Genomic DNA, 18,435 nt, shown 5'->3' with positions numbered 1-18,435 from the left:
CCGTTGCCTGGCGTGGAATCGACGTCCGCAGTGTTGCGCATCGCCACCGGCCAGGCAGTCGCCCCCATCCGTCCCGAGCCGCGCCATGCATTCTTCTTCCCCCTCCCCTACAGGCTGCGCCGCACCCTGTTGTCCCTGGCCTGCACGCTGGCCGCCACCACGCTGGCCTACGACGCAACCGCGCAGCAGGCCACCGCGCTGGATGCGGTCCAGGTCAACGCCTACCGCACCGCCAACAGCACCAGCGGGGCCACCAAGACCAGCACCAGCATCGCTGAAACGCCGCAGTCGGTGTCGGTGATCGAGCGCGCGGAGCTGGATGCGCGCGGCGTGCAGTCGCTCAACGATGCGATGCGCTACGTGGCCGGCGTCAGCCTGGAAAGCAGCGGCATCGACAACCGCGTGGACGACTTCCGCATCCGCGGCTTCGATGCCGGCAGCTGGGCCAACAACGTCACCCTGGACGGCATGCGCGCACCGCAGGGCAGCCAGTGGAACCGCAGCATGTTCGACAGCTGGAACCTGGACCGCGTGGAAGTGCTCAAGGGGCCGTCGGCCGTGATGTACGGCCAGGTGGCGCCCGGCGGCATGGTCAATCAGGTCAGCAAGACCCCTACCCCCGACCAGCAGCAGCAACTGCGCCTGGGCGTGGACGCCAACGGCCAGTACAACGCCGCCTTCGACGTGGGCACCGGCAGCGCGGACAACGCCCATCTGGTGCGGCTGGTCGGGCTGTACCGCGATGGCGACACCCAGATCCAGCACACCGAACAGAAGCACCGGTTCCTGGCGCCCAGCTACACCTGGCAGATCGCCGAACGCACCCGTCTGACCCTGCTGGGCATGTACCAGAAGGACGACGGCGGCTCCACCTACCAGTTCCTGCCCGCCGCCGGCACGCTCAACCCCACCGCCTACGGCCACATGAAGAACAGCACCTTCATCGGCGAACCCGGCTGGAACACCTTCAACCGCACCGTGTGGACCGCCGGCTGGCTGTTCGAGCACCAGTTCAACGACCACCTCACGCTCACCCAGAGCGCGCGCCGCACCCACGTGGATTCGCTGTACCGCGGCGTGGTGACCTTCGGCGCGCTCAACGCCGATGGCCGCACCCAGAACCGTCGCGGCGTGATGGGTACCGGCGACTCGGATGGCGACACCTTCGACACCCGCCTGCAGGCCCGCTTCACCACCGGTGCGGTCGACCACACGGTGCTGCTGGGCTGGGACTGGCAGCGTGCCGACTGGGAAGGCGTGCGCAGCGCGATGAGCAGCCCGCGCCCGATCGACATCTTCAACCCGGTGTATTCCAACTACATGCCCACGGTGAGCACCGAAACGCCCACCGCCGGCGTCAACCGGCAGAGCGGCGTGTACCTGCAGGACCAGTTGGCGCTGGGCAACTGGCGCCTGACGCTGGGCGGCCGCTACGACTGGACCAAGGACGACAGCAGCAGCGCCAACCGCAACATCAGCACGGGCATTTCCACGCCCGGTGGTCGCAACGTGATCAAGAGCGAGGCGTTCACCGGCCGCGCCGGCGTGCTGTATGTGTTCGAGAACGGCCTGACCCCGTATGTGAGCTATGCCGAGTCGTTCCAACCCTCGACCAAGTCGCCGCTGGACAGCTTCACCCAGGCCACCTTCGAGCCGGTCACCGGCGCGCAGTGGGAGGCCGGCCTGAAGTACCAGCCGGCCAGCGTGGATGGGCTGGTGACGCTGGCGGTGTATGACCTGCGCCAGCAGAACATGATCGTCGACGATCCGATCGCCAGCCACCGCACCTGCGGTGCCACCGGCACCGCCACCTGCTCGATCCAGGGCGACGAAGGCCGCGTGCGCGGCATCGAACTGGAAGGCAGGATCACCCCGTTCGAGGGCTTCAGCCTGATCGGCGCGGCGTCGCGGATGGATTCGGAGATGACCCGCTCGGCACCGTACAAGGGCAAGGAGCTGGCGATGGTGCCCGACTACAGCGCCTCGTTCTGGGCCGACTACACCTTCCAGGGCGGCGCACTGCAGGGTCTGAGCCTCGCAGCGGGGGCGCGCTACAACGGCGTGAGTTACGGCGACAGCGCCAACCTGTACCGCATTCCGTCATACACGTTGTTCGACGCGGCGATCCGCTACAACGTGGGCCAGATCGGCAGCACCACGGTGCGGCTCGCGCTCAATGCCAGCAACCTGGCCGACAAGCGCTTCGTGTCCACCTGCACCGGGGTGTCGTCGTGCTACTACGGCAGCGGCCGCACGGTGACGGCGACTGCGACGTTGGGGTGGTAACGGGGCCCGGTAACGCACGGTAGAGCCGACCGTTGGTCGGCTGCTCGTGATCCGGGATTGCCTGGAGCCGGCCAGCGGCCGGCACTACCGGTGCGCGGTCTTTCGTGCCGACCAACGGTCGGCACCTCCGGCAATGGCCGCACGACGACGGACACTGCGACGATGGGCTCGTAACACACGGTAGAGCCGACCGTTGGTCGGCTGCTCGTGATCCGGGATTGCCTGGAGCCGGCCAGCGGCCGGCACTACCGGTGCGCGGTCTTTCGTGCCGACCAACGGTCGGCACCTCCGGCAATGGCCGCACGACGACGGACACTGCGACGATGGGCTCGTAACACACGGTAGAGCCGACCGTTGGTCGGCTGCTCGTGATCCGGGATTGCCTGGAGCCGGCCAGCGGCCGGCACTACCGGTGCGCGGCCTTTCGTGCCGACCAACGGTTGGCACCTACCGATCAGACGCACGGTCGGCACCCACCGATCAAGTGAACCTCGGCACCCGCCGATCGGAGGGCGCCGCCACGGACCGCCGCGCGTCAGTCCGCGTCGGCCACCACCACCAGCGGCACGCCGCGCTGCGGGTGCTGCAGGACGATCACCGGTTGCTGGTACACGCGGCCCAGATGGGCTTCGGTAAGCACTTCCGCGGGCGTGCCGTCGGCCGCCACCCTGCCCTGTTCCAGCAGCACGATGCGGTCGGCATAGCCCGCCGCAAGATTCAGGTCGTGCAGCACCACGATCACGCAGGCGCCGGCGTCGGCCAGCGCGCGCACGCTGCGCAGGGTGCGCTCCTGGTGGCGCAGATCCAGCGCCGCGGTCGGCTCATCCAGCAGCAGCAACGCGGTCTGCTGGGCCAGCACCCGGGCAAACGTGGTGCGGGCCGATTCGCCGCCGGACAGCTGCTGCACCTCGCGCAGGCGCAGCGCCTGCAGCTCGGCGGCGTCGATGGCGGCTTCCACCTGCGCATCGTCCGCCACCGGATCCGGCGGATGCGGCAACCGCCCCATCGCCACTACTTCCTCCACGCTGAAGGCGAACCGCACCCCATGTTCCTGCGGCATCACCGCGCGCTCGCGCGACAGCGGCCCGGCCTTGTAGTCGGCCAGCGGCCTGCCCTGCAGCAGCACCTCACCCGCATCGGCCTGCAGGTCGCCCGCGGCCACCGCCAGCAGGGTCGACTTGCCCGCACCGTTCGGCCCGACCAGCGCCGTCACCGTGCCGGGCACGAAATCCAGCGCGATGCCGTGCAGGATCTCGCGCTGCTGGCGGCGCACGATCACCCCGCGCAGGCGCAACAGTGCGCTCATGGGGCGTCCTTGCGACGCTGTTGCAGCACCAGCCACAGGAAGAACGGCGCGCCCAGCGCGGCCGAGAACAGGCCCAGCGGAATCTCCGCGGGCGGGTCCAGCGTGCGTGCGGCCGTATCGGCCACCACGATCAACAGCGCGCCCAGCACGCCCGACACCGGCAGCAACCAGCGGTGGCCCGGGCCAACCAGCATGCGCGCCACGTGCGGCACCACCAGACCCACGAACGCCACCGAACCGGCAAACGCCACAGCGGCCCCCACCAGCAGCGCACTGAAGGCCACCAGGCGACGCCGCGTACGGGCCACGTCCAGGCCCAGATGCTGGGCCTGGCGTTCGCCCAGCGCCAGCATGTCCAGCGGCGTGGACAGACGCTGCAGCGCGAACACACCGATGGCGAACAACGGCAGCACCGCCACCACGTCGCTCCAACTGGCCCGCGCCAGCGAGCCCATCTGCCAGAACACCAGCGACTGCAACTCGCTTTCGCTGGCGATGTAGGTCAGGAAACCGATCAGCGCCGAGCAGAACGCCGCCATCGCGATGCCCACCAGCAACAGCGTCGCGTTGCCGCTGCCCTTGCCTGGCCGCGCCAGCAGGTAGGTCAGGCTGATCGCCACGGCGCCGCCGACAAACGCGGCCACCGGCACGATCCAGCCGGCCGCACCGGCCGCGCCCAGCACGATGGCCGCCACCGCACCCAGCGCCGCCCCCTGGCTGACGCCCACGATGCCCGGGTCGGCCAGCGGATTGCCGAACAATCCCTGCAGACTGGCACCGGCCATCGCCAGCGCAGCGCCGACCATCGCCCCCAGCAGCGCGCGCGGGATGCGCAGCTGCCAGACCACGGCCAGGTCACGGCTGCTCACGGCCTGCGGGTCCACCAGCCCCAGCTTCACCCCGAGCGCCTGCAGCACCTCCAGCGGTGGCAGCCGCAACGGCCCCACCGCGAACGAGGCCAGCACCGCCAGCACCAGCACCACGGCGGCCAACACCAACATGCCGCGCCCGCGTCGGCGGCGCCGATCGGCCGGACTCATGCCTTGGGCAGCGCCGCCAGCGCCTTGGCCAACGCCACTGCGCCTACGCCCGAACCGACGCTGGCGTACTTGAGCTGTACGTCGGGCATCACCCAGACCCGGTTGGCCTGTCCGGCCGGGGTCTGCTTCAGGGTCGGGTAGGCCTTCCACAGGCCGTCGGCGCCGCCGAACAGGGCCAGGTCGTGCTCGGTCACCAGGATCACCTCCGGTGCCGCGGCCACCACGCCTTCATTGCTCAGCGCCGAGTAGTTGGCTACGCCCGCTTCGGTGCCGATGTTGAGCCCACCGGCCAGCGCGATCAGCTTGGCCGATGCACTGTCGGTACCGGCCACGGTCGGCGCGCCACCGGCACCGGTGGCCGACACGTGGATCACGCGCGGTTTGCGCCCACTGGCCGTGCCGATCGCCGCGGCTTCGTCCAGCTGCTGCTGCACCTGGGTGGCCAGCGTCTGCCCGGCATCGGCCAGGCCCAGCGCCGCGGCGATCTTGCGCACCTTGTCCGGTGCCGGCTGCAGGTCGTCCACCACCACCGCCGGCTCGCCCACCGCGCGCAGCTTCTGCGCCAGATCGGTATGGCGGCGCAGGCTGTTGCCCAGGAACAGCGAACCCTGCAGGCTGAGCACGCCCTCCACACCGGTGGTGCGGTTGAACAGGAACTGGTGCGGCGCGGCGCGACCGGACGCGGTGGTGGTGTTCTTCGGCGCGGCAAACACCTGCTTGCCCAGGCCCAGCGCATCGATCACCGCAATCACGTCGTCGCCGCCGACGATGATCCGGCTGGTGTCGTCCACCTCGACCTCGGCATCGTCATCGGACCGCACCTTGGCCGGCAGCACGGCAGCCTGGCCCACCAGGCTCGGCAGTGCCCCGCCATCGAGCCGCGTCCAGCCGGCGGGCAATGCGCCGTCGGCTGGCGTGTCGGTGGCCGACGCGGTGGTTGCCGCGGGCGCATCGGCGGCAGGCGGGGTGGCCGGGCCACTGCAGGCGGCCAGTGCCACGGCCATGGTGAGCGGCAACAGCCGCAGGGACGTACTGGATTTCATCATGACTCCTTCGACAGGGCGGCCGATGACCGCCCTGCCCGTTGACTCAACGCTGGCGCAGCGCGATGCGGGTGATGCGGTCGCCCTTGGCATCGTCGGTGCCGCGCGACTTGTTCACCGCGAACACGTTGCCCTTGCCGTCGGCACGCACGTGGTTGGGGAAGGTGCCGCCGTCGAGGTTGCCGACCACCTTGCCACTGCGGTCCACCACGGTCACGGTGCCGGCACCGCGGTTGGTCACGTAGGCCAGCCCCGCCTTCGGATCGAAGGCAACGTTCAGCGCGCCGGCACCCACCGCGACGTCGTGCAGCACCTTGCCACTGGCGACATCCACGATCAGCAGGTTGTCGGTGCCCTGCGAGGCCACGTACAGCCGGTTCTGCTGCGCGTCATAAGCCACGCCGGAGGCGCTGATCGAATTGCCCAGGTCGATCACCTTGTCGACCTTGCCGCTGGCCACGTCGATCACCGCCGCTTCGGGCGTGCCGATGCTGACGGTGAACAGCTTGCCGCTGGCTTCGTCGAGCACCAGGCTCATCGGAACGAACTTCTCATCGTCCACGCCCGACGCCAGGGTGATCGGCTCCAGCGCCTTGAAGGTCTTGGCATCGAACACCGACAGATGGTCTTCACCGGTCGCCGACGCGAATACCTTGCCGTGCTTGGCATCCACCACCACGTCGCGCGCATGCGGCACCGTGCCGACCGGGAACTGGTGCACCAGCGACAGATCGGACTGGCGGTAGACCGCAATGCTGTCCTGGCGGGTGTTGGTCACCCACACGGTGCCGTTGGCATCGTCCACGCCCACGCCGTACACGGCAAACACGCTGCCGCCCTTGGCGTCGGGCACCTGGGCCGGGGTGATCGCCTTGACCACCTTGAGCGTCTTCGGGTCCACCTTCAGCAGCTGCGACTGGGTCACCGGCGGGCGGCCCACCGCCGAAGTCACGAAGACCGCGTTGCTGGCCGCGCTGTAGGCCGACTGGTACAGACCCTGCACCAGCTTGTTGGACTGGGTGGTGAACTGCTCCTGCCCGGACAGCGGCAGCTGCGGCGACACGCGCAGCTTGAGCACGGCCGCAGCGGCCGGCTGGCTGGCGCGCACCACCACCGGGTGGGTACCCGGCACCGCATCGGCGGGAATCTGCAGCTGGGTCTTGAAGTTGCCTTCGGCATCCACGGTCAGCGGCTGCGCGTTGAGCACGGTGTCGCCGCGCAGCAGGCTGACCTGCTGGCCCGGCACGAAGCCGCGGCCGATCACGTCGGCCGTGCTGCCCGGCACGACGTTCTCACCACGCGAGACAACTTCGCCCTTGAACACGCTGGCGGGCTGGTCGAACACGGGCTGCGCGTTGCCGACGACGGCCAGCAGCAGGCCGGCGGCGAGGGTGGTGAGACGGAGGGAAGAACGGAATGACATGACAGGCTCCTTGCACGGGGTACCGCGCAGCGCGCGGGGGTTCATTGGTTGCCTGGGCCGGTGCAAAGGCGCACGGAAAGCCTGGGTAGCGGGGGTGCACGGCCAGGCCGTGCAGAGAATGGGGGCTCAGGGCTGCGCGGGCGCTTCCCGGCTGCGGTCGCCCACGCCATACAGCGCGCTCAAGGCAGCCTGCAACGACGCCGACAACATCGGGCCGTGGCCCAGGCCATCGAATTCGCGGTAATGCACGTCCAGCCCCGGCACCTTGGACAGGCGTTGGGACAACTGCATGGCCGCATCCGGCGTAGCGCCGCCGATGCGCCGCAGGTGCGCCACCACGCGCGGGTTGCTCATGTCGCGCTTGCCGCGATCACCGACGCGCTCGGCGCCGCCGAGCATTACCCACACCGTGGCGGGCTGGCCATGCTGGTTTTCCAGGAACTGGCGCTCCATGTCACCCAACGGCGCACCCTGGCTCCACCACAACGAGGGGCTGGCGGCCAGGTAGTACTGGAACGCCGCCGGCCGGGTGTAGAGCGTACTCAGCACGAACAGGCCGCCCAGCGAATGGCCCCACAGCGCCTGCTGCTGGCGGTCGATCGTGGCGCGCTTCTCCACTTCCGGCTTGATCCGCCGTTCGATCAGGTCCTGGAATGCAAACGCACCGCCGCCTACCACGGTCGGCTGCCCACCTTCATCGTCGGCGCGGTCGATCCAGGCCGTGTAGTCGGTGGTGCGCGCGGGCGAATCGATGCGCAGGTCGTTGTCGTAACCGATGAACACCAGGACCGGCGCGGCCTTGCGCGCGGCCAGCTCAGCCAGCAGCGGCTGGTCCATCACCATGGCAGCCGCGTTGCCGTCGAGCATGTACAGCACCGGCGCGGGCGCCTTGCCGCCGCGCAACGGAATACCCACGTTGACCTGCCAGCGGCGCTGTCCGTCCGGACTGTCCAGACGGAAGCGCTCGAAGCGATAGCTCTCGGCCTTCTGTTCGAAGATGGTGTTGCTCACGCGCTGCTGCGGATTGCGCTGCTGTGCCGATGCGCTTGGCAGGGTGCAGGCCAGGCTCAGCATCAGACCGGCTACGGGCAGCAAGGCATATACACGGCGGCGGGCTGCAAAGGACAACGTCATGGGCACTGGTGGACGGCAGCACGGAGCCACGCCGCCCTCTTCACATGGAGACAACGCAGTGTATCCCAAATGCGAATGCTTATCACATAGATCGGTGTAACAGCGTGTATCCGCGCGCCGGCTGCCACACAAGCAAAGGCCCGACCAAGCGGCCGGGCCCCTGCACAGTGTTCAACCGGCAGCCGACTTATTCTTCTTCGTCCTGCCCGCCCTGCTGACCGGCGCGCTCGCGCTTCTGGTCCTGATCCTGGTCCTGCTGTTGCTGCTGGCCCTGGCGCTGCGGATCGCGCTGCTGCTGTTGCTGGCCCTGCTGGCCCGGCTGGTTCTTGTCCTGCTGATTCTGTTGGTTCTGCTGCGGGTTCTGGTTGGTACCCATCTGTGCATCTCCGGTGTTCGGCAACGAAATGATGCCGGTGACTGCACCGTAGGCGTGCACGGGTTAGCAGCGCGTGCGAAGTTGACCGCCGCGCGTAGACGCCGCCCGCATATCACTAAACAATTCATGACGCCGCCTGCGACTGACATCGCAGTGACACAGCAGACAGGGAACTACGCGCGCGTTTTCGGGGTCGCGACTGCGCCCCGTGGCATATGCAGACTTGCATTCTTCTTAAGCAGCGGACGCTGCCACGCCCTGTCGCGACCTGTGCTCAGGCGCGCGTCACCATCGACACAATCGTCTCGGCCAACTCACGCTGCGCCTGCGCCGCAGTGATGTCACCGTTGACCGCGGCATACGACAACCCTTCCGCCGCGCCCAGCATTCCCCACAGCCCTACCGACGGCAGCGACTGGTCACGCGCGAACGGCGCCAGCAGCGCGCGGCACTGCTCGATGAACACCGTCTCGTACTCGCGTTTGACGCGCGCCAGCTCCGGCGAGCCGGCCAGCGCCGCCACCACACCGGGAATTTCGCGCCCCTGGGTCTGCACGCACGCCACGTAGGCCTGCGCAATCACGTCGGCTTTTTCCTGCAGGGTCGGGCCGGCGGCGGCCAGTGCCGTCTGCAGCACCACGTCCTGGCGCGCGTCGAAATCGCGGTACAGGGCGGCCAGCAATCCGGCGCGGGTGCCGAAATGGTCGTACACCACCGGCTTGGTCACGCCGGACCGCTCGGCCAATCGCCCCAGTGTCAGGGCATCGGTGCCCTCCTCGCGCACCAGTCGCCACGCCTCGGTCAGCAGTTGCTGCTGCCGGTCGGCGCGGCTCAGCCGGCGACGGGGCGCGGCATCCGGAGGTTCAGGCAGGCGGCTTGACATCGCTATATACCAATCGTAACTTACTGGACGTAACTTACCAAAAGTATACACCCTCCCCCGGCACCTGGATTCCCCCATGCACACCCTGATCGTGACGTCGCACCCCAACCCGGATTCCCTCACCCACGCCGTGGCCGCTCGCATCCGCGACGGGATCATCAGCGCCCACCCCACCGCGACCGTCGAAATGGCCGACCTGGCCAGCGAAGGCTTCGACCCGCGCTTCACCCAGGCCGACCTGGACGGCCACCAGCGGCGGCAGCCGTTCCCGGACGACGTGCTGGCCGAGCAGGCCCGGCTGGACCGTGCCGACACGCTGGTGCTGGTGTTTCCGGTGTACTGGTGGGCCATGCCCGCCCAGCTCAAGGGCTGGATCGACCGGGTCTTTTCCAACGGCTGGGCCTACGACGACAGCAGCGGCCGCGTGGAGAAGAAGCTGTCGCGCCTGCAGGTGCATCTGGTCGGCCTGGGCGGTGCGGACCAGCGCACCTGGACCAAGCGCGGCTACGAGACCGCCATGAAGACCCAGATCGACACCGGCATCTTCGACTACTGCGGCGCACCGGTGGTGTCGTCCACGTTGCTGCTGGAAGTGGACACCACCGGCGCCGATGGCGCGCTGACGGCCGCTCCCACGCTGGGCAGGTCTATCGCCGTGAACCGGGCACGCACGGCCGCCTCACCCGCGCCGTAAGCCCTCGTTAACGCGGCGAGCGCACTGGCCTGCCCGTCAGTAGGTCGCCCGCGCTCAGAGCTCACTACTACCGAAGATGATGGTGACGTCGCCCTGCCAATGCGTCCCGGCGGCGCTCACTCCTTTGGCACATCCCCAAAACGATTCGGCTGTGCATCGCCTCGCGCCAGTACGGACAAAAACAACATCAGCGGCCCCAGGATCGGGATCAACGTCACCATCACGTACCAGCCCGAACGATCGAAATCGTGCAGTCGCCGCACCGTCACCGAGAGATACGGCACCAGCGTCCCGATGATCAACAGCCCCACCAGAAGCTCGACCACCGCCACCACCGTCGCGTTCGCCATCGCACGCGCCAGCATCACCATACCGTGCAGAACCAGAAAGCACAGCGCGAGCAGCAACTGGAACATCCAGTACTCTCGGCGACTGGAGCGCCCGGCAAATTCGGCGTAGCGATGGAAGGCCAGCAGCATGTGGCGCACGGGGAGCATGGATCCTCGGGGTGAACACAGGGGACGGCGACATCTTGAAGCCAACGCCGGCGCACCTCCATGCAATAACTTGCAATGCCGCACTCAGCAGCACGCCGCGCTCAACCCTCGCCTTCAGCCTGCCACGCCGCCACCTTGGCCCGGGTCTGTTCCAGCAACCCATCCAGTGCCTTGCGGTCGTACACCTGGCCACGCAGCAGTACGGTGTCGATGCGACGGGTGGCGTTGATGTCCTGCAGCGGGTTCGCGTCCAGCAGCACCATGTCGGCGGCCTTGCCCACCGCGATGCCGCCATAGCGATCCAGCATCCCGAACCACGACGGCCCTGCCCGCGTTGCCGCCGACAGTGCCTGCGCAGGGGTCAGACCTTCCTTGACGAACAGGCTCAGTTCGTCGTGCAGGCCGATGCCGGGATAGTTGAACGAGTTGAGGAAGCCGGCATCGGTGCCGGCCATGATCGTGACCCCGGCCTGCTGCAGCATCGGCAGCACCGCGGCCACCTGGTGGTACTCGCGATGGCGCGCCTCGATCTGCACCGGCGTCGCCTTGGCGGCACGCTCGACGCGCCAGGCATAAGTCGCCTGCAGCTTGGGGCCGATGTAGGCCAGGTACGGATCGTTGGCATGGTCATCCTGGTCGAGGAAATCCAGGATGCGTCCGCCGTTGAGCGTGGGCGTGACGTACACGCCCTTGGCCGCGAACCCACGGTAGGCCGCCATCGCCGTGTCCCGGTCGAAGCCGGCGTCCAGCTGCCGGTTGGCTTCGGCGCGGTCGATGCGCTTGTCCGCGAAGGCCGCCGCGATCACCGCTTCGTTCTTGACCCCGGCCTTGTAGGCATAGTCCAGGTGTTCGATGGAACTGATACCGGCGTCCACCGCCTGCTGCACGGTCAGCGCCATCGGAATGTGGCCGGAGGCACGCAGCCCGTTGGCACGCGCACCGCGCACCGCTGCCAGGAACAGGTCCGGGGTCAGCGTGCTGTCGGTGATCTTGACGAAGTCGACCTTGTCTTCCTTCAACCGCACGAAGGCCGCATCCAGATCGGCCTGGTTGCCGACCTCGATCGTGCCCTTCCAGACCGGCTTCACCCCTTCGATCTTGGCGCCGGAAGTGAACAGTTGCGGCCCCATCAGGCTGCCGTCATGGATCTGCCCGCGCCACTGCAGTACCTGCGTGGGCAGGTCGCCGGAGGCGTCCCGGATGGTGGTGATGCCATGGGCGATATACAGCGGCAACAGCGCCTTGTTCTCTTCGATCAGCTCCGGGCCGCCGCCGAAATGCACGTGCATGTCCCACAGCCCGGGAATCAGATACCGGCCCTTGGCATCCACCTGGCGCGGCGCGCGCCACTGCCGTGCAATCGCCTTGTCCGCACCGACGGCGACGATGTCAGCGCCGCGTACCACCACACTCTGATTGGCCTGCGTACTGGCATGCTCCACGTCGACCACCGTGGCCTGGCGGATGATCAGATCGGCCTGCTCGGCGGAGAACGCGGGCGCAGCCAGCATCAACAGGGTCGGAAGCACGGCACACAGCGAAGGTTTCATGGACGGGGCACGATCAGGGAAGACCGGGCCACCATACGGCGCTGGCGTCGGCATGCACCAGTTAAATCTCGGCATGGCCAACATGCAGCAATCAAATGCACTGCCCGGCAGCGTGCGCGCCGGGCAGTGCCGGCACCCCTTAGACCTCGCCCTGCATCGCCGGGCGCGCCTGCAGCCGCCCCAGCCACTGCTTCACCTGCGGATGCGCCTCCACGTCGGCCCCGAAGTAGACGCCATAGCCCACCACCGACCCCACCACCAGATCGACCAGCGAGTACGCCTCGCCCAGCATCCAGGGACGCTCCGCCAGCCGCACCTCCAACAGGTCCAGCAGCTCGTTGACGCCCGCCAGAGCGGCAGCGGCCTGCTCGTGGCTGCGCAACGCCTCGTCGCGGGTGGCCAGCCACAGCCGGTTCAACAACGCGGCATAGGTCACGTAGGCCCAGGTGGTCCACGACAGCGCCTGCAGGCGTTCGGGCGTGCCGTCCTGCGGCCACAGCCCCTGCGCCACGCCATGCTGCGCACCCAGCCATTGCAGGATGGCCAGGCCTTCGAACAGCGGCGTTCCATCGACCACCAGGCACGGCACCTTGCCATTGGGATTGATCGCCAGGTACTGCGCCGTGCGCTGCTCGCCGGTGCGGATATCGATCTTGACACGGTCGTGGGGCACGGCCAGTTCGGCCAAGGCGCAGGCAACCGGGGTGGCACTGGACATGGGGTGCCAATAGAAGACGAGGGACATGCGGAACTCCGTGTAGTTGGACTAGGAGGGAGGGTGCCGCCGCCGGGGCCTTGCACCACACCCACAGGCTAGCCACCATTGCGGACACCTTCTGTCCGCGACCGTCGCGCACACTGCCGCCATGCTCACCGCCTCGACCCGCCTGCTCAGCCTGCTGTCCCTGCTGCAATCGCGGCCACACTGGGCCGGCACCGCCTTGGCCGAGCGCACCGGCGTGCATCCGCGCACGCTGCGCCGCGATATCGACCGCCTGCGCCAGCTGGGCTACCCGATCCAGGCCAGCAGCGGCGTGGCCGGGGGGTACGCGTTCCGGGCCGGACGCGCCCTGCCCCCACTCCTGCTGGACGACGACGAAGCCCTGGCCACGGCCGTGGCCCTGCGCACCGCCGTGACCGGCACCGTCAGCGGCATCGAGCAGACCGCGATCACCGCCCTGGTCAAACTGGAACAGGTCATGCCACCCCGCCTGCGCCGGCGGCTGGACGCGCTGGGCTCGGCGATCCTGCCGCTGGGGCCGTCCGGCCCGGTGGTGGATGCCGGGCTGCTGGCCGTGCTGGCGGGCGCCTGCCGCGACCAGCTGCAGCTGCACCTTGCCTACGCCGACCGCAACGACCAGGCCAGCCAGCGCCGCGTGGAACCGCACGGCGTGGTGCATACCGATCGGCGCTGGTATCTGGTGGCCTGGTGCACCACCCGGCAAGACTGGCGCACCTTCCGCATCGACCGCATCACCGCTGCACCGGTGGTCGGGGCGCACTTCAGCCCGCGTGCGGGCCCGGGCGATGGCGACCTGCGCACCTGGGTGGCCCAGTCGCTGTCACTTGCCCAATCCAGTGAGCCGGCGCGGATCATCCTGCACGCGCCCTTGGCGGCCATGCGGCGACAGATCCCCGACACGGCCGGGCAACTGGAACACGTCGACGCGCACCGCTGCCTGCTGCGCTGTAGTGCCAACCCGGCGGGCGCCATCGTGTACTGGTTGATGGCCCTGGACCTGGAATTCGAGGTGCTGGGTCCGCCGGAACTGCAGGACAAGCTGCGCGACGCCGGGCAACGGGTAGCACGCAGCCTGGCACGCACGGGCAGCTGAGCCGCGCCGGGTTTGCCGCCCCCACGACGGCATGCTAGAACTCCACCCCCTGCCAGATGTGGATGGCACCGTGGCTTCCCCCGCAAGACCCCACCGCAGCCTGTTCGACCTGGACCTGCTGCGCGCCATTGTCACCGTCGCCGACTGCGGCAGCTTCACCACGGCCGCCGCGCGCCTGCATTCCACCCAGTCCACGATCAGCCAGAAGATCCGCCGCCTGGAAGACATGGCCGGGCATCCGCTGCTGGTCCGCGGCAACCGCGAAGTACACCCCACCGATGCCGGGCAGACGCTGCTCGGTATCGCGCGGCAGATGCTGGCCCTCAATGAGCAGATGCTGGAGGCGCTGGCCGGGGCCACCGTGGCGATCACCGTACGCCTTGGCGTGCCGGAGGACTTCGTCAATGCACGCACCACGCGCCTGCTGGCCAGCTTCAACCGCCGCCACCCGCAGGTGAAGCTGGAGGTCACCAGCGGCCTGAGCCGCGACCTGGCCAGTGGCTACGACCATGGCGAACTGGATCTGGTGCTGGTCAAACAACGCCGCAACAGCCGGCAGGCGGTGGCGTGCTGGCCCGAGCCGATGCGCTGGATCGACAGTGCCCGCGCGCCCTGCATTGGCCTGGACCCGATCCCGCTGGTGACCTTTCCGCCGCTCGGGCTGTACCGCGACGACCTGATCGCCGCCGTCGAGGCCATGGGCCGACGCTGGCGCATCAGCTTCACCAGCTCCAGCCTCAGCGGCATCCAGGGCGCGGTGGCCGATGGCATGGGCATCAGCCTGCTGCCCGCGCGCGCCACCACCGGCGACCATCGCGTGCTCACCCGGCGACAGGGTCTGCCGCCGGTTGAAAGCATGGAGATCGCGCTGCTGCATCGGCCCAACGCCGATCCACTGGTGGCCGAACTGGCCGCCCGCTTCGCACGACTGCTCGACCGCGAGCGTCGCTGAGCACCGCAGGCAGCACGGGGCGAACAGCCGCAGGGCGACGGCGATCCGTCTGGATAGTGACGGCGCTCGCGAACTGGACATAGGAATCGTCGCAAATGCGCAATGAAGCGGTATTGCCGCACAGCCAAGCGAGGAGAATTCCTAAACACTCTCCGTCGCGTGCTTTCCTTTGTCCAACAGCAAACAGATCCCATGAGCGGACAGGCCACCCCCTGCACCTTGAAGATCGCCCTGCTCGACGACCACGATGTTGTCCGGCACGGCAGCTTCGTGCACCTTTCCTCCGACCCCCGCTTCGACGTCGTCGGCAGCCACGCACATAGCAACGACCTGATCGCCACCCTGGGGCGCATGCCGGTGGACGTGGCGGTAGTCGACTACACACTGGCCAGCGATGACCTGGCCGGCAAGGACCTGGTGGCATTGCTTCGGGAACGCTTCCCCGCCGTCCGCCTGCTGCTGTTCACCGCACATGCCAGCCGCGTGCTGCTGTCGGCGGTGCTGCGCGCCGGCGCGGCTGGCATGGTGACCAAGACCGAGCGCCTGGATGCACTGTCCGACGCCGTCACCCAGGTCGCCAACGGCCAGCGCAGGGTGCCGGCGGAGTTCGGCCAGGTACTTCCCGACGCCACCCTGTCCCGCAGCGAGCGCGACGTGTTGCGGCTGTGCCTGTCCGGCCTGACCGTGAGCGAGATCGCCCTGCACCGCCACCGCAGCATCAAAACCATCAGCACCCAGAAGCACGCGGCGTTCCGCAAACTCGGCCTGCGCAGCGATCGCGACCTGTTCACCCTGCGCCCGCAACTGGGTCCGCTGTGAACGGCCGCTGGCACTGCCTGCTGGTGATCGCGCTGTTGGCCGCGCCCGCGCCCGCCAGCGCCGCGGCCGCACCACGCACGGTGCGGGTGGCGCTTGACCCGGGGCAGTACCGCACCCTCTCACGCGAGGCCATTCCCGCCCGCCACGCCAGTCTGGCGCACGGCTATGCCGCGCTGGTCACCGCGCACACCGGGCTGCGCTTCGACGAACACATGGAGCCCTCCAGCTGGGCAGCCGTGCAGGCATTGTGCGAAGACCGCGCCGACCTGATGCTGATGGTCGGGCCGCCCGAGCACCCGCCGTGTGCGCTGGCCACCTCGCCCGCTTACTACCGCGGCGAGGCGCTGCTGGCCAGCCGACACGCACAGCGGGCGCAGGTGGTACTGGGCGACGGCGCGCCCCATCGCATCGCGGTGGTCCGGGGCAGCCGCTATGTCACCTGGCTGAGCCGGCACTATCCGCAACTGCAGGTGATCGCGGTGGCGGACCTGCCCGATGCCCTGTCGGCGGTGGAAACCGGCGTGACCGATGCCGCGCTCGGGCTGGACGTGCTGATGCGGCCGCTGGTGCGCCGGGAGTTCGACACCCTGCTGCTGCATCGCGCCCCGGATGACCTGCCTGCCACCATCCACCTGGTGGCGCGCAGCGCCGATGACGGGATGATCGCCGAGATCGATGCGGCGATGCAGGCGATCACCCCGCAGCAGCATGCCCAGGTGCTGCAGCGCCTGGCCCGCACCACCTACCTCAGCATTCCGCCGCTGGGCATCTTGATCCGACACTACCAGTGGCAGGTGCTGGCGGCCGGCGCGCTGATGTCGCTGCTGTTGGTGGCCGCCTTCTGGCTGCTGCGCACCCAGCAGTCCGCGCAGCGCAACGAGCGCCGGCAGGCGCGCTTCATCGGGGTGATGAGCCACGAGGTGCGCAACGCTGCACAGGCACTGGTGGCGTCGGTGGACCTGCTGAGCCAGTCCGGCCTGGATCCGGGCCAGCGCCAACTGGTCAACGCGGCGCGCACCGCCGGTACCGGCCTGCGCCACCTGCTGGGCCATGCGCTGGACTACTCGCGGATGGCCGCCGGGCAGTTCCGGCCGGCGCCGGACTGGCATGACGTCCAACAACTGGCCAACGACTGCGTCGCCGCCGTACGGCCCAGCGTCCACGCCAAGGGTCTGCAGCTGGACCTGGCGCTGAACCCGGATCCGCTGCCTCTGCTGTGGATCGATGCCGCCGCACTCCGCCAGATCCTCAACAACCTGCTGGGCAATGCGTTGAAGTTCACCGCACAGGGCCGCATTGACGTCGCCCTGTCGGTGCAGCGGCGCGCCGGCGGCACCGAGCTGCAGCTGACCATCAGCGACACCGGCATCGGCATTCCCGCCGAACGCCAGGCCAGCGTGTTCAAGCCATTTGCGCAGGCTCATGCAGGCCACGCGCCCGACGCCGGCGGCGCAGGGCTGGGGCTGTCGATCTGTCGGGACCTGGTGAACGCACTGCAGGGCCGGATCGCACTGCACAGCGCACCCGGCCAGGGCAGTCGATTCGACGTCTGTCTTCCCACCTCGGCCCCGCCCCCGGTGCCGGCTGCGCCTGCCGCCCCGTTGGCAGGCTGCACCCTGCTGCTGGTCGAAGACCACCCGCTGACCCGGACGTTCGTTGCACGGCAGCTCAGCGCGCTGGGTGCCACTGTCCAGACATGCGCCGATGCTGCCAGCGCCCTGCGCGCGCAGCGTGCCGCACCAAGCATCGTGGTATTGATCGACTGCGACCTGAAGGACATGAGCGGCTACCAGCTGGCGACCCTGCTGCGCGACGCCGAGGCGCTGCAGCCCGGCCCGCCGGCGCGCCTGCTGGCATTCTCAGGGTCCAGCTCACCCGCGCATGTCCAGCGATGCCGTGCCAGCGGCATGGACGCGGTGCTGTACAAGCCGCTGGACCCGGCGCAGCTGCTGGCAGTCCTGGATGTGGAGGTGACGCCGGGGTCAAACGGCAGCCAGGCCGTGGACAACGATGACCCGATGTGGGCGCCGTACGTGCACGCACTGCAGGAGGAATTGTTGGCGCTGCAGCAGGCCCGCGACCAGCGACAGGTCGCCGCCCTGCGCCGGCATGCGCATCGGCTGACCGGGGTGCTGCGCATGCTGGGACGTGAGGCGCTGGCCGATACCGCTGCGGACCTGCACGAGGCGCCACTGGAGACGCCCACCGACTGGCTCGACGCTGATCGGCTGCTTGCCCATCTGCGTGCACACGCCGGTGCGCTGCCGCGTTCGCGCGTTACTTGAGCTGCAGCGGATACCGCTGCCACAGCACGTGCACCAGGAACCCGGTCAACTCCGGGTCCTTGCTGCTGATCGCCGCGCGGATCTTGTCCAGCAGCACCATGTCGCTGCAGCTGCGCACATCGGCGTGATCGGCCTGGCCGGCGCGACGCGCACGGTAGCGTGCCGCGCGCTGTGCATCGGTCATCGCATAGCCGAACGTGGGCGGACGGCCGCGCTTGCGCGGCAGCATCAGCTCCAGGGTGCCGGGGTCTTGTTCATCGCGCATGACGGACGAAGATGCAAACGGGGGCGCGCACGATATCGTGAGACATC

17 protein-coding genes are annotated in these 18,435 nt (G+C 68.8%); 6 read left to right on the top strand and 11 right to left on the bottom strand.

What is annotated here, in order from left to right:
* Nucleotides 1-30 precede the first annotated feature (30 nt).
* Entirely contained in the window at nt 31-2,286 is a 2,256-nt protein-coding gene (locus ACZ0AE_RS09815) for a TonB-dependent siderophore receptor (protein ID WP_463600947.1), read from the top strand.
* Between the two features lie 535 nt (nt 2,287-2,821).
* Here the strand turns inward: ACZ0AE_RS09815 and ACZ0AE_RS09810 are convergent.
* The 7 genes from ACZ0AE_RS09810 to ACZ0AE_RS09780 all read right to left on the bottom strand — a co-directional run bounded on the left by ACZ0AE_RS09810 (nt 2,822) and on the right by ACZ0AE_RS09780 (nt 9,491).
* A complete protein-coding gene (locus ACZ0AE_RS09810; protein WP_463600946.1) occupies nt 2,822-3,592 on the bottom strand; it encodes a heme ABC transporter ATP-binding protein in 771 nt (256 codons plus the stop codon).
* On the bottom strand, nt 3,589-4,632 hold the full coding sequence (locus tag ACZ0AE_RS09805) for a FecCD family ABC transporter permease (protein WP_463600945.1): 1,044 nt from the start codon (nt 4,630-4,632) through the stop codon (nt 3,589-3,591). Before ACZ0AE_RS09805 ends, ACZ0AE_RS09810 begins: the two co-directional genes overlap by 4 nt.
* Nucleotides 4,629-5,675, bottom strand: coding sequence for a heme/hemin ABC transporter substrate-binding protein (locus tag ACZ0AE_RS09800; RefSeq protein WP_463600944.1), 1,047 nt, complete (start codon nt 5,673-5,675; stop codon nt 4,629-4,631). Before ACZ0AE_RS09800 ends, ACZ0AE_RS09805 begins: the two co-directional genes overlap by 4 nt.
* 46 nt (nt 5,676-5,721) lie before the next feature.
* Nucleotides 5,722-7,098 (bottom strand): YncE family protein, encoded by a 1,377-nt coding sequence (locus ACZ0AE_RS09795; protein ID WP_463600943.1) that lies wholly within the window; start codon nt 7,096-7,098, stop codon nt 5,722-5,724.
* A gap of 126 nt (nt 7,099-7,224) precedes the next feature.
* Complete coding sequence (locus tag ACZ0AE_RS09790) at nt 7,225-8,232, bottom strand: alpha/beta hydrolase (RefSeq protein ID WP_463600942.1); 1,008 nt, start codon at nt 8,230-8,232, stop codon at nt 7,225-7,227.
* 187 nt (nt 8,233-8,419) lie between these two features.
* Nucleotides 8,420-8,608 carry a hypothetical protein gene (locus tag ACZ0AE_RS09785; RefSeq protein WP_038692209.1) on the bottom strand — a complete coding sequence of 63 codons (189 nt, stop codon included), beginning with the start codon at nt 8,606-8,608 and terminating at the stop codon, nt 8,420-8,422.
* A gap of 274 nt (nt 8,609-8,882) precedes the next feature.
* Nucleotides 8,883-9,491 (bottom strand): TetR/AcrR family transcriptional regulator, encoded by a 609-nt coding sequence (locus ACZ0AE_RS09780; protein WP_463600941.1) that lies wholly within the window; start codon nt 9,489-9,491, stop codon nt 8,883-8,885.
* A 76-nt stretch (nt 9,492-9,567) separates the two neighbouring features.
* Between ACZ0AE_RS09780 and ACZ0AE_RS09775 the strand changes: the two genes are divergently transcribed.
* Nucleotides 9,568-10,185, top strand: a complete 618-nt coding sequence (locus ACZ0AE_RS09775) for an NAD(P)H-dependent oxidoreductase (RefSeq protein WP_463600940.1) — start codon at nt 9,568-9,570, stop codon at nt 10,183-10,185.
* Nucleotides 10,186-10,301: 116 nt separating this feature from the next.
* On the opposite strand, the gene ACZ0AE_RS09770 is transcribed toward ACZ0AE_RS09775, so the two are convergent.
* The 3 genes from ACZ0AE_RS09770 to ACZ0AE_RS09760 form a co-directional block, all read right to left on the bottom strand.
* Nucleotides 10,302-10,664, bottom strand: coding sequence for a DUF805 domain-containing protein (locus tag ACZ0AE_RS09770; RefSeq protein ID WP_244880239.1), 363 nt, complete (start codon nt 10,662-10,664; stop codon nt 10,302-10,304).
* A 119-nt stretch (nt 10,665-10,783) separates the two neighbouring features.
* Nucleotides 10,784-12,232 carry an amidohydrolase family protein gene (locus tag ACZ0AE_RS09765; RefSeq protein WP_463600939.1) on the bottom strand — a complete coding sequence of 483 codons (1,449 nt, stop codon included), beginning with the start codon at nt 12,230-12,232 and terminating at the stop codon, nt 10,784-10,786.
* A 139-nt stretch (nt 12,233-12,371) separates the two neighbouring features.
* The gene (locus tag ACZ0AE_RS09760) at nt 12,372-12,977 is read right to left on the bottom strand and encodes a glutathione S-transferase family protein (RefSeq protein ID WP_463600938.1); all 606 of its coding nucleotides are present in this window, start codon (nt 12,975-12,977) and stop codon (nt 12,372-12,374) included.
* A 121-nt stretch (nt 12,978-13,098) separates the two neighbouring features.
* Between ACZ0AE_RS09760 and ACZ0AE_RS09755 the strand changes: the two genes are divergently transcribed.
* From ACZ0AE_RS09755 to ACZ0AE_RS09740, 4 genes are all read left to right on the top strand, one after another.
* Nucleotides 13,099-14,067, top strand: a complete 969-nt coding sequence (locus tag ACZ0AE_RS09755) for a helix-turn-helix transcriptional regulator (RefSeq protein WP_463600937.1) — start codon at nt 13,099-13,101, stop codon at nt 14,065-14,067.
* 70 nt (nt 14,068-14,137) lie between these two features.
* The gene (locus tag ACZ0AE_RS09750; protein ID WP_447593531.1) at nt 14,138-15,019 is read left to right on the top strand and encodes a LysR substrate-binding domain-containing protein; all 882 of its coding nucleotides are present in this window, start codon (nt 14,138-14,140) and stop codon (nt 15,017-15,019) included.
* 192 nt (nt 15,020-15,211) lie between these two features.
* Nucleotides 15,212-15,838 (top strand): response regulator, encoded by a 627-nt coding sequence (locus ACZ0AE_RS09745; RefSeq protein ID WP_447593529.1) that lies wholly within the window; start codon nt 15,212-15,214, stop codon nt 15,836-15,838.
* Entirely contained in the window at nt 15,835-18,123 is a 2,289-nt protein-coding gene (locus tag ACZ0AE_RS09740; RefSeq protein ID WP_463600936.1) for an ATP-binding protein, read from the top strand. Before ACZ0AE_RS09745 ends, ACZ0AE_RS09740 begins: the two co-directional genes overlap by 4 nt.
* Here ACZ0AE_RS09740 and ACZ0AE_RS09735 read toward each other — a convergent pair.
* Nucleotides 18,116-18,388: a hypothetical protein gene (locus tag ACZ0AE_RS09735; RefSeq protein WP_038688374.1), complete on the bottom strand. Its 273-nt coding sequence runs from the start codon at nt 18,386-18,388 to the stop codon at nt 18,116-18,118. The two genes, ACZ0AE_RS09740 and ACZ0AE_RS09735, sit on opposite strands and share 8 nt — an antisense overlap.
* Between the last annotated feature and the right edge of the window lie 47 nt (nt 18,389-18,435).

This window comes from Stenotrophomonas sp. AC248, assembly GCF_979258185.1.
The sequence above is the reverse complement of the archived record's forward strand: the minus strand, read 5'-3'. Positions and strand labels throughout refer to the sequence as shown.

Coding starts and splice junctions, on each gene's coding strand:
- ACZ0AE_RS09785 (WP_038692209.1), bottom strand. CDS start 8,608: ATGGGTACCAACCAGAACCCGCAGCAGAACCAACAGAATCAGCAGGAC.
- ACZ0AE_RS09780 (WP_463600941.1), bottom strand. CDS start 9,491: ATGTCAAGCCGCCTGCCTGAACCTCCGGATGCCGCGCCCCGTCGCCGG.
- ACZ0AE_RS09770 (WP_244880239.1), bottom strand. CDS start 10,664: ATGCTGCTGGCCTTCCATCGCTACGCCGAATTTGCCGGGCGCTCCAGT.
- ACZ0AE_RS09735 (WP_038688374.1), bottom strand. CDS start 18,388: ATGCGCGATGAACAAGACCCCGGCACCCTGGAGCTGATGCTGCCGCGC.
- ACZ0AE_RS09775 (WP_463600940.1), top strand. CDS start 9,568: ATGCACACCCTGATCGTGACGTCGCACCCCAACCCGGATTCCCTCACC.
- ACZ0AE_RS09795 (WP_463600943.1), bottom strand. CDS start 7,098: ATGTCATTCCGTTCTTCCCTCCGTCTCACCACCCTCGCCGCCGGCCTG.
- ACZ0AE_RS09755 (WP_463600937.1), top strand. CDS start 13,099: ATGCTCACCGCCTCGACCCGCCTGCTCAGCCTGCTGTCCCTGCTGCAA.
- ACZ0AE_RS09765 (WP_463600939.1), bottom strand. CDS start 12,232: ATGAAACCTTCGCTGTGTGCCGTGCTTCCGACCCTGTTGATGCTGGCT.
- ACZ0AE_RS09800 (WP_463600944.1), bottom strand. CDS start 5,675: ATGAAATCCAGTACGTCCCTGCGGCTGTTGCCGCTCACCATGGCCGTG.
- ACZ0AE_RS09810 (WP_463600946.1), bottom strand. CDS start 3,592: ATGAGCGCACTGTTGCGCCTGCGCGGGGTGATCGTGCGCCGCCAGCAG.
- ACZ0AE_RS09790 (WP_463600942.1), bottom strand. CDS start 8,232: ATGACGTTGTCCTTTGCAGCCCGCCGCCGTGTATATGCCTTGCTGCCC.
- ACZ0AE_RS09805 (WP_463600945.1), bottom strand. CDS start 4,632: ATGAGTCCGGCCGATCGGCGCCGCCGACGCGGGCGCGGCATGTTGGTG.
- ACZ0AE_RS09745 (WP_447593529.1), top strand. CDS start 15,212: ATGAGCGGACAGGCCACCCCCTGCACCTTGAAGATCGCCCTGCTCGAC.
- ACZ0AE_RS09760 (WP_463600938.1), bottom strand. CDS start 12,977: ATGTCCCTCGTCTTCTATTGGCACCCCATGTCCAGTGCCACCCCGGTT.